Consider the following 15,443-nt stretch of genomic DNA (forward strand, 5'->3'; position numbering starts at 1 on the left):
AATACGTTTGCCGTTAAGCAACAAGGCTTCGACTTCGCTCAGCCTCTACAAATAAACTAAAAAACGCCGAGTTTATTGAGTTGCTCGGCGTTTTTCTTTTTCTAAATTTTATTTCGTTTACGGTCCGTTTCCTTCAAATATATTTTTCGAAGTCTTAAGTAGTGTGGCGTAACCTCAACATATTCGTCTTTTTGGATGTATTCCAAGGCCTCTTCCAAAGAAAATTTGATGGCAGGAATAATTTTAGCTTTATCATCAGCACCCGAAGAACGTACGTTTGACATTTTCTTGGTCTTAGTGATGTTTACAGCCATATCATCTTGACGTGTGTTTTCACCAATAACCTGTCCTTCGTAAATATCTTCGTTAGGGTTTACAAAGAAACGACCTCTGTCTTGCAATTTATCAATAGAATATGGAATTGCAGAACCAGTTTCCATAGAAACCAAACTTCCGTTTTGTCTTTCTGGAATTCCTCCTCTCATAGGTTGGTATTCAAGAAAACGGTGCGTCATAATAGCTTCACCCGCAGTTGCTGTTAACAATTGGTTACGCATACCTATAATTCCACGAGAAGGGATAAGGAATTTGCATATCATTCTGTCTCCTTTTCCTTCCATACTTACCATTTCACCTTTTCGGATGGTCACCATGTTGATAGCGGTTCCACTTACATCTTCAGGTAAATCAATGGTCATTTCTTCAATAGGCTCACATTTAACACCATCTATTTCCTTGATGATTACTTGTGGCTGTCCAATCTGCATTTCATAACCTTCACGACGCATCGTTTCGATTAAAACAGAAAGGTGCAAAACCCCACGGCCAAAAACGATAAATTTATCAGCACTATCCGTTGGCTCCATTCGCAATGCAAGGTTTTTCTCCAACTCTTTTTCAAGGCGTTCTCTAATGTGGCGAGAAGTAACAAACTTTCCGTCTTTTCCAAAGAAAGGCGAATCGTTGATAGTGAAAAGCATACTCATTGTAGGCTCGTCAATAGCAATGGTTTTCAAAGCTTCTGGATTTTCAACATCGGCAACAGTATCACCAATTTCAAAACCTTCCAAGCCTACCAAGGCGCATATATCTCCTGCTTTTACTTCAGCAACTTTTTTACGGCCCAAGCCTTCGAAAGTATGAAGTTCTTTAATTTTAGATTTTACTATTTTTCCGTCACGTTTAACAAGTGCAATTTGCATTCCTTCTTTTAATACTCCTCTTTGTAAACGACCAATAGCGATACGGCCGGTAAAAGATGAAAAGTCTAAAGAAGTAATCAACATCTGCACATTTCCCTCTTCTATTTTTGGTTCTGGGATGTGTTCCAAAACCATATCGAGTAATGGTTCAATATTATCGGTTTGGTTTTTCCAATCATCGCTCATCCAGTTGTGCTTTGCAGAACCGTAAACTGTCGGGAAATCAAGCTGCCATTCTTCAGCACCTAATTCAAACATCAAGTCAAATACAGATTCATGTACTTCATCTGGGGTACAGTTTTCTTTATCCACTTTATTGATAACAACGCAAGGTTTTAAACCAAGGTCTATAGCCTTTTGCAACACAAAACGTGTTTGTGGCATAGGGCCTTCAAAAGCATCTACCAAAAGTAAAACACCATCGGCCATGTTTAGAACACGTTCCACTTCACCACCAAAATCCGCGTGACCAGGAGTATCAATAATGTTTATTTTAGTGTCCTTATATATAACTGAAACGTTTTTTGAGGTAATAGTAATACCGCGTTCACGCTCCAAGTCATTGTTATCCAAGATAAGATCTCCAGTATTTTCGTTTTCACGAAAAATACTACAGTGGTGCATAATTTTATCAACCAGCGTGGTTTTACCGTGGTCAACGTGGGCAATAATGGCGATGTTTTTGATTTTCATAAACTAGCTCCTTTTTTTAAGAGGGTGCAAAAGTAGTGTTTCTAAGTGGATTAGAACTAAAAGTTGTGATTTTATTTTGATTGGAAAAACAAGATTTTAAAGTAAAAAAAGCCATATCTTTAAGTTAAATATTTAGTTATGAAGACAAAACTACTATTTACACTTTTAATCTTTTGGGCTATTTCAGGGTTTGCACAGCAATTTGGCCAACAACAGGTTATTTCTACGGAAACTGAAAAACCTTATTTATCAATCCCTTTTGATATAGACAATGATGGGTTTGTTGATATTTTAACTGCTTCTGGTGAAACTTATAAAATGAGTTGGTATCGAAATTTAGATGGTAACGGGAATTTCAGCTCAGAAATTATTATCAACGAAACTCCTGTTTATTATCTTTCAGTTGACTTTGTAGACATAGACACTGATGGTGACATGGATATTTTATATCTCAGCAATAATGCAAGTTACATTGCTTGGTTGGAAAATCTTGATGGGGCGGGAAATTTTGGAACGGAGCAAATTATAAATGAACAGGATTTTATTTCTTCAGTTAAAACCTTAGACATGGACAATGATGGGGATCAAGATTTGATTGTGGCATTGGCCAATAGTTCTAGCGTGAAGATTGTGTGGTATGAAAACGAGAACGGACAAGGCACCTTTGGACCAGAAAATTTATTGATTCAAAATGATAATGAGTTTGCTAAAATATTACTTGAAGATATTGATAACGATGGCCTATTGGATATTTTGGCAACAGAATTTGTTTATGTTCAAGGTAAGATTTTTTGGTATAAAAATTTAGGCAATGCAACATTTGGACCAATGCAGATTATTTATCAATTCCTATATGTACAATCCGGAGGAACTAATATTATCGGATTTGAATATGCAGATATAAACACAGACGGAAAAAAGGATTTAATAATGACCTCTGTAGATGATAATTCCGTAGTAAGCACCCATTGGCTTGAAAACTTAGATAATCAAGGAAATTTTGGAGACCTTCAATCTATAATATTAGATTTTTATGATCAATACCTTTTTTATGATCTTGACAATGATAATGACAATGACATGCTATTATGGAATAGAGATTTAGATAATGTTTCTTGGAAAAAAAATGAAGACGGAGAAGGAACATTCGGAACACCTATTATTATAAATGCAGCAGCTGATTTTGCAAGTGACGCAAAAGCTGCAGATATTGATGGCGATGGGTGGCTTGATATTGTTTCGGCATCTGCCGGTAATAACAAATTAGCTTGGTACAAAAACAACACCTTGGGCATTTCAGAAAATGAAATTGCCAACTACCATATTTATCCAAACCCAACCAGTGGAGTTTTATATATAGAATCGAAGCTACCTATTTCACAAATTTCTGTTTTTAATCTTTTGGGTCAAAGGATTGAAACAACAATAGATAAAAAACAAATTGATCTTTCCAAAGCCGAAACGGGAGTTTACCTTTTAAAGATAGAAGATGGAAATGGAAATTTCCAAACCCATAAAATTGTGAAGGAGTAATTCTTAGAAAACTTCCATTGCGTTTTCAAAGTTGAGCGAAAGAAGCTTTTAACTACCTTTGTATTAAAATAAGCTTTTACGATGCAACTGAATAAAATCCCAAAAATAAAACACACAACCTCTAACAATTTTTTCCTCCTCGCTGGCCCCTGCGCCATTGAAAGTGAAGAAATGGCTATGCAGATTGCAGAAAAGATTGTGAAAATTACCGACAAGCTCGAAATCCCTTATATTTTCAAGGGAAGTTTTAAGAAAGCAAACCGAAGCCGGATTGATAGTTTTACAGGAATTGGCGATGAAAAAGCCTTGAAAATACTTCGAAAAGTTTCCGAAACTTTCGATATCCCCACCGTTACCGATATTCACGAAGTGAGCGATGCGGCAATGGCTGCGGAATATGTGGATGTGTTACAAATACCCGCATTCTTGGTACGCCAAACCGATTTGGTAGTTGCCGCTGCGAATACCGGAAAAGTTGTGAACTTGAAAAAAGGCCAATTCATGAGCCCGGAAAGTATGAAACACGCCGTGACTAAAGTAACTGATTGCAACAATGAGCAAGTGCTAATTACGGACCGCGGGACCATGTTCGGTTACCAAGATATGATTGTTGATTTCCGTGGAATCCCCACAATGAAACAATATGCTCCCGTTGTTTTGGACGTAACCCATAGCTTGCAACAGCCCAACCAAAGTGCTGGTGTTACAGGTGGTAGACCCGAAATGATATCAACCATTGCCCGTGCAGGAATCGCAACTGGTGTAGATGGCATCTTTATAGAAACCCACTTTGACCCTGCAAACGCCAAAAGCGATGGCGCCAATATGCTCAATTTAAATCTACTCGAAAAACTTTTGACAGATCTTGTTGCTATTCGCAAAACCATTAACCAACTTTAATCCAAAATAATATTTTAAAAACAAGAGCCCTGCCAGCGTTTTGCTGGCAGGGCTCTTCGGCTAAAAACAAAACTTTTTAAAATAAGAAATGTTGATTTTCAATAAAAAAGCTGCTCACTTTTAGGGAACAGCAGTTAACCTTATTGCTTATAAAACTCCCCAACTAAATAAGTATTCAAATATCGGGCTAAAAACCATTACCAATCAAGAGGGAAATCCCCCATTTTTCTTAAGGGTTTTTCCTGTTTTTCAATAGATTACAAAAGAAAAAAGCTGTCCCGAAACGAAACAGCCTTTTTCAATTATTGCATCATTAACTCCCCAATTAATTTGCTGATGTAAAGATGCGAAGAACCACAAAGCCAGTCAAGAGGAAAAACCCTGTTTTTCATGGGGGATTTCCCCCTTTTTTGGCTTTTAATAAAAACCTGAAATTATTTTCACTTAAATAAAAAAGGTTGCCCATTGCGGACAACCTTCACAAATCACTATTTATTAACTCCCCAATTAATGTCTAGTGGCACAAAGATGCAGCATAAAACAACACGGGTCAAGAGGGAAATCCCCCATTTTTTTTAAGGGTTTTTCCTGTTTTTCATCATTTATTAGCCATAACAGTCCTAAATTATTTTAATGATTAATTTGCAGGATAACTATTTTTAGATTTACTTTGTTTTTCAAAGTACTTTATTATGAGTGAAAAAGATTATTTAAAAGACATAAGCGAGATAAAGAATTTAATGGACCGCTCCTCCCGGTTTATTTCGCTCAGTGGGCTATCCGGTATTTTTGCGGGAATCTATGCTATAATTGGAGCAACGCTTGCGTATATATACCTCTTCCCAAAACCTGGAGAATATCTTACACTCTATAGTTGGAATTTTAAACTTTTACTAATCCTCTTGGCTTCTGTTCTTGTGCTCAGTATAATTACTGCCTATCTTTTGACTACACGACGAGCAAAAAGAAACAATGAAAAAATTTGGGACACCACCACCCGCCGTTTACTGATCAACTTTTTAATTCCCTTGGTTACTGGTGGAATCTATATCATTATAAAGTTAAATAGCCAGCATTACGGGCTTACCGCTTCGTTGATGCTAATCTTTTACGGACTTGCACTCGTAAACGCTTCAAAATACACCATTGGCAACGTAAAGTATTTAGGCTACGCTCAAATAATTATCGGACTCATCTGCGCCGCGCTACCGGGCTACGGCCTGTGGTTCTGGCTCTTGGGATTCGGACTTTTCCACGTTATTTACGGAAGCATTATGTATTTAAAAGAACAAAAAAACTAAGCGTGGGGATAATTGACAACATAAACAAACTGTTCGATCACCGCATCAGGCTGGGAATTATGAGCATACTTGCGGTAAACGAGGATGCAGATTTCAATCGCCTTAAGGAATTGCTGGACGTTACCGATGGCAATCTGGCCAGCCACCTAAAAGCGCTGGAACAGGCCGAATATATTTTGGTCGAAAAAAGTTTTGTGGGAAGAAAGCCTAATACCCGTTACAGCGCTTCGAAGCTTGGGCGAGCAGCATTTAGAAAACATATTGAAGCTTTGGAAAAACTAATTCAAAAACCCAAAAAATAACATTTATATTTTTTTATCAATTTACTTTGAAAATCAAAGTACTTTATAAATAAATAATTAACTATAAACTTTTAAAAACAAACTATAAACACAAAAATTATGGAACAGAAAAAAAGTAGATTCAGCAACTGGATGCGCAACTCTATTACCGCAAGAATGTTGGTGGTTGGGTTTTTATTATTAGTACTCTTGATTCCTTTGGAGTTTGTAAAATCGCTCATAAACGAAAGAGCTTACAGGCAAGAAGAGGTTGTAAAAGAGATAAATGAAAAATGGGGAAATGAAGTATTGCTATCTGGCCCTATTGTGAAAATTCCCTACAAAGTAATTTCTGAAGAAAAAATCTTCAATGAAAAAAGCAATTCCTATTACACAAAAACGAAGGAAACAGTAGAGAACGCTTACTTCTTTCCAGACAAACTCAATATCGTTTCACAAGTTGATACAAAACCGTTGAACCGAAGCATTTACGAATCAGTCGTTTATTCAGCAGCCATCGACGTAAAAGGAAATTTTCCGAAAATTGATTTTTCAGACACTGATATTGCTGATGAAAATATACTGTGGGAAAAAGCTATCGTTCTTCTGAAAACTTCCAATTTAAAAGGTATAAAAACCACTCCTATCGTGAACCTTGCTTCCGAATCACTTTTAATGACGCCACAGTATTCCACGGAATATTTGAACACCATTCAAAGCAATTATATTGCAAACGCTAAAGAAATGTTTGTGGAACCACTAGCTTTTTCATTCGACTTAAAGATTAACGGCAGCGAGAGCCTGAAGTTTTTACCCATTGGGAAAGAAACCGACGCCACTATGAAATCCAACTGGCACTCCCCTAGTTTTGACGGCAATTTTTTGCCGGAAGATACCAACAAGGAAATCAGCGAAGACGGTTTTACAGCAAACTGGCGTATATTGCAAATAAACCGACAGTTTGAGCAATCATTTTTTGGGCACCTTCCTGATCTTTCTTCTTCCTCTTTTGGCACCAAACTTATCATTCCTGTGGACGAGTATCAAAAAAGCGAACGCACGGCCAAATACGGTTTTATGGTTATTGGGCTAACGCTACTTGTATTTTTATTGATTCAATTAGTTAGTAAAATTTACATCCACCCATTTCAATATGTCATGATTGGTTTGGCGTTAGTGATGTTTTATACCCTGCTGATTTCAATTTCAGAACACAGCAACTTTTTTAAAGCTTATGCCATTGCTGCGTTCTCGGTACTCGCACTTATAACGGTTTACTCCCGTGCCATTTTAAAAGGGTTTAAATTTCCCTTGCTCATCTGCGGCTCGTTGGCTTCCTTATACGGTTTTATATACGTAATTATTCAGTTGGAAAACTATGCGCTATTAGTTGGCAGTATTGGTCTATTCTTGATTTTAGCAATCATAATGTTTGCCTCACGGCGGATTGATTGGAATAACGAATAATATTAACTCAGTAAAATTAATTTAAGGTTACGGTCCATATTTATTGCATTCACTATGAATGAAATATTAAATGGAGAAGGTATATTTATAATACAATTGATATATGTATTCTCTCAAAACTGGGCCGGCCTTTTATTTTTCAGAAACGAAAACATTTCAAAAAATATGAAAATGAAGAATTTCAAAATTCGGCTAAATCGTAACTTCTTATTTAAAATTGTTTCACTGTTCATCGGCAGTATATTGATCGTTTTAAGCGTAGTGAATGTTTATATTTCAGTATCAACGAGCGATAAATTATATGATGACACCGCCTCAATTCCATATAATAAAGTGGGATTGCTTTTGGGAACTGCCAAACACATGAATAACAATGCTTTAAACCCATATTATCAATTTCGTGTAGATGCCGCTGTGGAACTCTACAAAGCTGGAAAAATTGAATTTATATTGGTTAGCGGTGACAATAGTTTAAAAACATACAACGAACCTTTAAAGTTTAAAGAAGACTTAATGAAAGAAGGGATTCCCGAAAATAAAATCTATTTGGATTACGCCGGTTTTAGAACATTGGCATCAGTGGTGAGGGCAAAAAAAGTTTTTGGAATTAACAAGCTTACAATCATATCGCAAAAATCACACAATGAACGCGCCTTGTTTTTGGCCAAACATTTTAATATAGAAGCGGTGGGTTTTAATGCCCAAAATGTTTATGGTAAAAATTCCATCAGAACCCGAATCCGTGGGTCTTTTGCAAAGGTCAAAGCTGTTTTGGATATCATCTTCAACGTTGAACCCAAATATCTGGGCGAGCCCATAAAAATAAAATGAGCACACATTTTAATTTGAAGTATTTAATGGTTTCAATAATTCTATTCTTAATAGAAATAGCCATCGCCATTCTACACTTCAACCCTTTCATAAGAGGGTTTTTAGGAGATGTTCTGGTTGTATTGCTACTGTATTCATTCCTGAAAATTTTCATTAGAAACAATGTTGTCAAAATTGCGGTTTCGGTTTTGTCTTTTGCCTTTTTCGTGGAATTTTTGCAATATTTCAAGCTTGCGAAAATATTGAATATCCAATCGGAAGTATTGCTGATTGTCCTCGGGGCAGTATTTGATGTTTGGGATCTTGTTGCTTATTTTATTGGCTTTCTTATAATTTTAGTGCTGGAAAAACTTTTTCATAAAAATACACATCAGTATTTTTCAATATTTTAATATTTATTCTAATTTGCAACATCATAAGCTTCAGCTCCAAGATATGCTTTCCAAAAAATTTACATTCCTATTTTTTTTATTTACTTTCTTCCTATCCCATTCCCAGTCTGGGCGTATTGATGAATTTGGAAAACCTACTCAAAAGGAGTTTGAACTTAAAAGTTACGAATCTGAACCAGACGCTACTGGTGTAATACTTTATGAATCCGCAAATTATTATGCAATTCCTATTGTTAAAAGAACTTCGGTAAGGCTTGTAAAAGAAATACACAGGAAGGTAAAAGTTTTTGATGCCAAAAAATTTGACTACGCCACAGTAGAAATACCATATTATGAAGGAGATGAGTATTATGGCGAGGAAATAAAGGACTACAAAGCCATAACCCACAATGGATCTGTACAGAATTTTATCCCTGACAATGCCTTTTATAAAACCCAAAAATCAGGGGTTGGAAATGTTTTGAAGTTTACTTTCCCAAATGTACAAGATGGGAGTATTTTAGAATATAAATATACCATTGTGAGTCCTTATTTTTATGATTTGGATGGTTGGGAATTTCAGCACGAGCTTCCCACTATTTATAGTTTATTCCAAACCGATTTACCTGCCCATTTTAGATACAATCGTATTCTCTACGGCCCTAAAAAGTTAGCCATTGAAAAAGCAAGTGTCAAGAAAAATGGGTTTCTGCTACCTTCAAACTCTGGCCATATTGATACCGAATTGGACGTCTATGCAATGAAAGATGTACCCTCGTTTACGGAAGAAAGCTATATGCTTTCCAAAAAAAACTATATCTCCAGAATTGTATATGAACCACTTGCTTTTAAAGCCTTTTACGGTTTCGACCAAGTTTTTACACGCAATTGGGAAGATGTGGACTATCGTTTTGAAATACGCAGTGATTTTGGGGAACAACTGACAAACAAAGGCTATTTTAAAAGGAAGCTACCTAATGACATTCTTGATATCAAGGACGATTTGGAGCGTGCAAAAGCCGTATATAGTTTTATTCAAGATAGTTATACTTGGAACGGAAGATATTTCAATTATGGTATTAATGTGAAAGATGCTTTCGATGATAAATTGGGTAGTGTAACAGCCATAAACATTTCCCTGGTCAATGCGCTTGAAGCAGCAAAACTAGATTCAAAGTCCGTAATTCTTTCCACCCGAAATAACGGGTTGCCAACTGAACTGTATCCAGTACTTTCAAATTTTAATTATGTACTCGCAGTATTAATGATAAACAACGAGAAAATTTTACTAGACGCCACCAACAAACAAGCCCCTTTTGGCATAATCCCTTTTCGAGCCTTGAACGTGCAAGGCCGCGTAATGGATTTTAAAAAAGGAAGTTATTGGATGCCTATTGAACCTTTTAAACAAAACATCCATTACGCAAACGCACAAATTACAGCAGATGCCAATGGAGATTTTTTGGGAAAAGTTAGCCAAGCAAGTTATGGCTACATAGCGCTAGGAAAAAGAAATAGCATTGAGGAAGAGACCTTACAAGAGTATATAAAAACGCAAGAAAAAGACAACGCAGGTATTGAAATTGTAGATTACCAAGTAGAAGACATCAACGCAATTGAAAAACCGCTCAAGGAAAGCTATAGTGTTGCAATAGAACCCGAAACGGTTGGCGATAAAGTAATTCTATATCCTTTTTTCAACAAAACCTATATTTCTGAAAACCCTTTCAAAATGAAGGAGCGCAGCTACCCGATGGATTTTGGCTATCCTTTTTCAAATACCTATTTAATATCAATAGATTTGGGAAATGTATATGAAATTGAACAACTCCCAAAAAGTAGAACCATTAAACTTCCAAATGATGACGGCGAATGTTTGGTAACTTATGTTTCTGAAGACAACAAAATAAATATCCGCTTCAATATGAAACTGAATGCGTATCGTTTTCCATCCGATGCCTACTCGTCTTTAAAAGAATTTTTTGGTACCATGATTACGATGCTGAAAGAAGAATCCATTATTTTAAAAAAAATATAAAATGCGTCTAAAGACTTTACTTTTTCTAAGCTGTTATTCCGTAATATCCATTTGCTATTCGCAAACACAAGGAGTACCCACCTTTGGTGAACCTCTGAACGAAGAATTTACAATGACAAGCTATTCCTTAGATCCAGAAGCTACAGGTGTGGTGCTTTATGAAAGGGGAAATTACACTGTGGATGCTGCCGATGGCTATATCAGGCTCTTTAAAGAGGTATACAGAAAAATTAAGGTATTCGACGCCAAAAACTTTGATTATGCCACTTTTGAAATTCAATATTATCGGGAGAACGAGGTTGAAGAAAATATTAAAGATTTTAAGGCAGTTACCCATAACGGCAAGTCCAAAGTGTTTGTGGGCGAGAACGCAGTCTTTGACATAAAGGAAGGACAGCATTGGTCCCGAAAAAGATTTACTTTTGCCAATGTGCAGGACGGTAGTATTTTGGAATATACGTATCGTATAGAAACTCCATACTTTTTCAATTTTGGCGGCTGGGCATTTATGAATGATCTGCCTACCCTCTATTCCGAACTTCATACCGAAATCCCCGGAAACTATAGATACAACCGCGCCCTTTATGGCGACCAAAAGCTGGATGTGAACAAAGCGGAGATAATACTAGATTGCTTCCACCTACCTGGCTTTAAACTTGCTGCCGATTGCGAATCTGCAACCTATGCAATGAAAAACGTTCCTGCGTTTAAGGAAGAAAAATATATGCTTTCCAAAAGCAATTACATTCCATCAATGAAGTTTGAATTAAGGGATGTTGTTCACTTAGATGAAAGCAAATCAACATATTCCAAATCTTGGGATGATGTGGATCACGAATTCCAGTACGATAAAGATTTGGGACGTCAATTAAAATATACCAGTTTCTTTAAAGAACAACTTCCCACTTCTGTAACTTCAATTTCAAATGAACTGGAACGCGCCAAAGCTGTTTACTATTTTATTCAGGAACAGATGGCTTGGAACAAGGAAACTCGTATTCTTCAAGATATTCGCGTAAAAGAAGCTTTTGACAAGAAAACTGGCAACAGTTCCGAAATCAACTTGGGGCTTATAAATGCGCTGGAAGCAGCTGGTCTTAACGCTAAAATAATGCTTATCGCCACCCGCGACAATGCCTTACCCACCAAGCAATATCCTGTACTTACAGATTTTAATTACGCCATTGTATTTCTTACCATCAACAATGAAAAGTATTTACTCGACGCCACGGAAAAAGAAACACCTTTCGGCGTACTTCCTTTTCGCGTTTTGAATATGGAAGGACGTGTGCTGGACTTTAAGAAAGGAAGTTATTGGGAACCCATTGCGCCCATCGCCAAAAACATGCACTACGAGAACATGCAACTCTCCGCCGATGAATCTGGACTGTTTTCGGGAAAGGTGAGCGAGATTTCCACGGGCTATATTTCAGTTGACAAAAGAAAGGAAAGCAACGATTTCAGAAAAGATGAAATCATCAAAAAGAAGCAAAGTAAAAACGAAGGCTTGGACATTACAAACCTTGTAATGGAAAATGAAAAAGATTTGGAGCAGCCTTACAAGGAAAGCTACGATATTTCACTGCACGAACAACCCGTTGGCGACAAACTATTTCTCTATCCTTTTTTGATGCAGACTTATTTTTCCGAAAATCCATTCACCGCGAACACACGGCTGTACCCCATAGATTTTGGTTTCCCGGTGATGAACAACTATCTCGTTTCCATTGCTATGAACGACCAATACGAAATCGTAAAAGTACCTGCCAACAAATTTTTAAAACTTCCCAAGAATGACGGAGAGCTATCGGTGGTGTATGATGTTTCAGAAAATATGGTAAACATTCGGCTAAGTGTAAAACTGAACAATCAAAGCTTTGCCCCAGAAGCCTATAAATCGTTACAGGAATTTTTTACCGAGCTCATAAAAATCCAATCCAATGAACCTATTGAGCTGAAAAGGATTTGATAAGTAACTCGTCACTGAAACTGAACACTGATTACTAATTTCCCCTGTTCTTCTCTTGAATCTTACGTATAATGGCCGTGACGGTACGTCTTGGAACAAAACGCGGTAGCCTGGAAAGAAATTTGTTGAAGGTTCCGGGAATAGCAACAACTTTTCCTTTTTGCATTGCTTTGTAGCCATATTCGGCAACTTCCGTTGGGCAGGCAATATTGAATTTTATTTTATTCTCTGAAGCATTCGTCCCATTGGAAACTACTTCCTGAAAACAGGTTTTGGTTTGCCCTGGGCAAAGTACCGTAACGGTAACACCGGTACCCTTCAGTTCATTTGCAATAGCTTCAGAAAAGGAAAGAATATATGCTTTAGAAGCATAATATAAAGACATTAACGGACCTGGCTGAAAGGCTGCCAATGAAGACATGTTCATTATTTTTCCGCTGCCACGAGCCACCATCCCTTTTAAAATCAGTTTGGTTAAGTGAGTGGTAGTTAACACATGCAGGTTTAACATAGCTGCATCCCGTTCCCAATCGGTATCATTGAAGCTTCCGAAGATACCGAAGCCAGCGTTATTGATTAGTACATTTATGCTTTTACCTTCAAGGGCTTGGAATATTTCTTCCGACACATTTTGTTGGCTCAAGTCTTTATTTATCAATTGTATATCCGAAGGATAAAGAGCTGCTATTTCCTCTTTCACCTCCTGTAGTTTTTCGATGTTGATATCCACCAACACCAAGTCGTACCCATCTTTTGCTAAAAGCAAGGCCAATTCAAATCCAAGCCCCGAAGCAGCTCCGGTAACAAGAGCTGTTTGTTTTATTTGTTCAGTATGTTTCAATTGCAAGTTTGTTAACAAAAAGTTAATTTGTTAGTCGGCAATTTCCACATAATCCTTTAAATATGCAAATCTTGGAGTAAGTTTTCCATCTTCAGTAGTGATTCTGGCACGTTGTAAAATGCCATCCAAATCGCCATTAAAGAATGCGGGGATTACGTTTTCTATAAACATATAGCCAAATCCTTCGCTTGCATCTTTTGGCAACTCACATGGTAGATTATCTACTGCCATTACCGTAATGGCACCAGGAGCATTAAAGGCGGTTTCGCTTTCAGTTTTTGGATCGTATCCATAAAAAGGATCGGCAATAGTGGAAGCGCGGAATGTACAAGGTATGGGGCCGTCCACATCACAGGAAATATCTGCTACTAAGTTTATTTTGAAGTCAGGGCGTTTGGCATCTTCCTTTGTAAAAAGATAAGGCGCCCCATTTCCATAAAAATGGCCTGTAAAAAAGACATCGCTCACTTTAGCGTATTTCATAAAATCACTTTCGTAATCTTTAGGATCTTCATAAAATTCCCGCTTATCAAATTCGCCACCATCTTTGCGTTTGTTGTATTCTGAAACATCTATCTGGCAATAAACAGGTTCAGTGAATTCCTTGGAAAGGTATTCCGCATCAGTTACTTCACGTATTTTCAAGTGGTCCAATATTTCCTTCGCTCCTCTTGCCACTTTGCCTGTTCCTGAAAGAATGATTTTTAAATTTGGAAGACTGATTTTATCCAATTCTGCTTTTGTCGCGTTGAGATCTGGCAGTGTTTCTACTTTGGGAAGTGTAAATAACTTATCGCGTAAGCCCAAGCCTCTAAAGCCATTGTAAGCCCCTACGAGTCCAGCGTAATACCCAAAACCAATCAAGCGGTGTTTATCAGCATTCACGATGGTTTCGTGGTCAAACATTTCAATATTTTTATTGAGCATTGCCTTTAACAGTTTGCGGTTGTAAGGTTGCTTTTTTATGGTATGGCTAAAGAAGAAATACTTTTTATTTTGAATAAGTGCATCCACTGGCACTTCTTTTACGCCCAACATAACATCTGCCACTGAAACATCTTCCATCACTTCAAAACCTGCATCGCGATAGGCATCATCATTAAAAATGCGAACGTCTGAAGCCTCCACGATTATCTTAGCATCGGGAAACTTTGTTATGACTTCTTGGCACTCTTTTGGTGAAAAAACCACCCGACGATCTGGCGGGTTTTTGCGTTCTTTGATTATTGCAAAGGTTATGGGCATTTGGTATGTTTTTTGAATGAATATTGCGGTGGCAAAGATAGGGTTTTTCATGTATCTTTGCCACCGCTCTCCGAAGCTTGAACAGCAACCTAGCTTTAGCATAGTTGCATAGCGAAAGAGCAGCGTCTTTGATAGTGTATGCTATTTGGTAGTAATCATTTTTCACTACTAATTACTTATTGTTAATTGAAAATAGGGGCCGACTGGTTTTGACAGCGGGTCTAATTGTATTGTAAGCATGCCGAGCGCTGGGATATAGCTCGTTAATATCATATTTCACACTTTTTAAACGGCGAGAATAACTACGCCCTAGCTGCATAATCCGAATTACAGTAGGATGTGCCTCGGCCCACAAGGTGGGTAAGCAGGAAGTCACTCAACGGCCTTGGTTTGCGGCGGTTGATATAGTGGCTTCGTAAAAGTAAACCTAGCGATACTAGTGCTTTGATGGTATCGTGAAGCTCAAGTGAAGATAAGGGGTGCGTTGGTAGTTTTCGACCGGCAATCTCTCGAAAACCTAAATGAAAACTAAGCATGTAGAAGGCAGTATAATTGCTTGTTTGGACGAGGGTTCGAATCCCTCCGGCTCCACTTTTTGACTACCAAGTCAATTTAAAAACCCTGTAATATTATGATTTACAGGGTTTTTTGTTTTTTATGATATCGTTCAATTGCAAATAATCGTATAAAAAAAGTCACCTATTCGGTGCGCATTTTTTTTCTAAAAAGTGCGCACCGAATTACGCATAACCTACTGATTATATGTTAAAT

At 37.3% G+C, this 15,443-nt stretch carries 12 protein-coding genes and 1 other RNA gene; 10 read left to right on the forward strand and 3 right to left on the reverse strand.

Annotated elements, in window-relative coordinates:
- Positions 1-101 precede the first annotated feature (101 nt).
- Positions 102-1,895, reverse strand: coding sequence for a translational GTPase TypA (gene typA / locus ESU54_RS10750; RefSeq protein ID WP_111844396.1), 1,794 nt, complete (start codon positions 1,893-1,895; stop codon positions 102-104).
- Between the two features lie 138 nt (positions 1,896-2,033).
- Here typA and ESU54_RS10755 point away from each other — a divergent pair, with 138 nt between their 5' ends.
- The 9 genes from ESU54_RS10755 to ESU54_RS10795 all read left to right on the forward strand — a co-directional run bounded on the left by ESU54_RS10755 (position 2,034) and on the right by ESU54_RS10795 (position 12,586).
- Positions 2,034-3,428, forward strand: a complete 1,395-nt coding sequence (locus ESU54_RS10755; RefSeq protein WP_111844395.1) for a T9SS type A sorting domain-containing protein — start codon at positions 2,034-2,036, stop codon at positions 3,426-3,428.
- An 81-nt stretch (positions 3,429-3,509) separates the two neighbouring features.
- Positions 3,510-4,328: a 3-deoxy-8-phosphooctulonate synthase gene (gene kdsA / locus ESU54_RS10760; protein WP_111844394.1), complete on the forward strand. Its 819-nt coding sequence runs from the start codon at positions 3,510-3,512 to the stop codon at positions 4,326-4,328.
- Positions 4,329-5,020: 692 nt separating this feature from the next.
- Positions 5,021-5,629: a hypothetical protein gene (locus ESU54_RS10765; RefSeq protein ID WP_111844393.1), complete on the forward strand. Its 609-nt coding sequence runs from the start codon at positions 5,021-5,023 to the stop codon at positions 5,627-5,629.
- A gap of 2 nt (positions 5,630-5,631) precedes the next feature.
- Positions 5,632-5,931 (forward strand): winged helix-turn-helix domain-containing protein, encoded by a 300-nt coding sequence (locus ESU54_RS10770; protein ID WP_111844392.1) that lies wholly within the window; start codon positions 5,632-5,634, stop codon positions 5,929-5,931.
- 99 nt (positions 5,932-6,030) lie between these two features.
- Entirely contained in the window at positions 6,031-7,377 is a 1,347-nt protein-coding gene (creD, locus tag ESU54_RS10775) for a cell envelope integrity protein CreD (protein ID WP_111844391.1), read from the forward strand.
- A 171-nt stretch (positions 7,378-7,548) separates the two neighbouring features.
- On the forward strand, positions 7,549-8,208 hold the full coding sequence (locus ESU54_RS10780; RefSeq protein WP_200830104.1) for a SanA/YdcF family protein: 660 nt from the start codon (positions 7,549-7,551) through the stop codon (positions 8,206-8,208).
- Positions 8,205-8,600, forward strand: a complete 396-nt coding sequence (locus tag ESU54_RS10785; protein WP_111844390.1) for a ribosomal maturation YjgA family protein — start codon at positions 8,205-8,207, stop codon at positions 8,598-8,600. The genes ESU54_RS10780 and ESU54_RS10785 overlap by 4 nt, the downstream gene beginning before the upstream one ends.
- 43 nt (positions 8,601-8,643) lie before the next feature.
- Complete coding sequence (locus ESU54_RS10790; RefSeq protein ID WP_111844389.1) at positions 8,644-10,617, forward strand: DUF3857 domain-containing protein; 1,974 nt, start codon at positions 8,644-8,646, stop codon at positions 10,615-10,617.
- A gap of 1 nt (position 10,618) precedes the next feature.
- Positions 10,619-12,586, forward strand: a complete 1,968-nt coding sequence (locus ESU54_RS10795) for a DUF3857 domain-containing protein (protein ID WP_111844388.1) — start codon at positions 10,619-10,621, stop codon at positions 12,584-12,586.
- 34 nt (positions 12,587-12,620) lie between these two features.
- Here ESU54_RS10795 and ESU54_RS10800 read toward each other — a convergent pair whose 3' ends face one another.
- Positions 12,621-13,427 (reverse strand): SDR family NAD(P)-dependent oxidoreductase, encoded by an 807-nt coding sequence (locus tag ESU54_RS10800; RefSeq protein WP_235004574.1) that lies wholly within the window; start codon positions 13,425-13,427, stop codon positions 12,621-12,623.
- 30 nt (positions 13,428-13,457) lie between these two features.
- Positions 13,458-14,666: an NAD(P)-dependent oxidoreductase gene (locus ESU54_RS10805; protein ID WP_111844457.1), complete on the reverse strand. Its 1,209-nt coding sequence runs from the start codon at positions 14,664-14,666 to the stop codon at positions 13,458-13,460.
- 201 nt (positions 14,667-14,867) lie between these two features.
- Between ESU54_RS10805 and ssrA the strand changes: the two genes are divergently transcribed.
- Positions 14,868-15,266, forward strand: a transfer-messenger RNA (tmRNA) gene (ssrA, locus tag ESU54_RS10810).
- Positions 15,267-15,443: the final 177 nt, after the last annotated feature.

The sequence above is a fragment of the Aequorivita antarctica genome (assembly GCF_007997155.1).
GTDB lineage: Bacteria > Bacteroidota > Bacteroidia > Flavobacteriales > Flavobacteriaceae > Aequorivita > Aequorivita antarctica.

Bases quoted from the DNA above. Each gene is read 5' to 3' on its own strand.
- typA (WP_111844396.1), bottom strand. From the start codon at position 1,895: ATGAAAATCAAAAACATCGCCATTATTGCCCACGTTGACCACGGTAAA.
- ESU54_RS10755 (WP_111844395.1), top strand. From the start codon at position 2,034: ATGAAGACAAAACTACTATTTACACTTTTAATCTTTTGGGCTATTTCA.
- kdsA (WP_111844394.1), top strand. From the start codon at position 3,510: ATGCAACTGAATAAAATCCCAAAAATAAAACACACAACCTCTAACAAT.
- ESU54_RS10765 (WP_111844393.1), top strand. From the start codon at position 5,021: ATGAGTGAAAAAGATTATTTAAAAGACATAAGCGAGATAAAGAATTTA.
- creD (WP_111844391.1), top strand. From the start codon at position 6,031: ATGGAACAGAAAAAAAGTAGATTCAGCAACTGGATGCGCAACTCTATT.
- ESU54_RS10780 (WP_200830104.1), top strand. From the start codon at position 7,549: ATGAAGAATTTCAAAATTCGGCTAAATCGTAACTTCTTATTTAAAATT.
- ESU54_RS10785 (WP_111844390.1), top strand. From the start codon at position 8,205: ATGAGCACACATTTTAATTTGAAGTATTTAATGGTTTCAATAATTCTA.
- ESU54_RS10790 (WP_111844389.1), top strand. From the start codon at position 8,644: ATGCTTTCCAAAAAATTTACATTCCTATTTTTTTTATTTACTTTCTTC.
- ESU54_RS10795 (WP_111844388.1), top strand. From the start codon at position 10,619: ATGCGTCTAAAGACTTTACTTTTTCTAAGCTGTTATTCCGTAATATCC.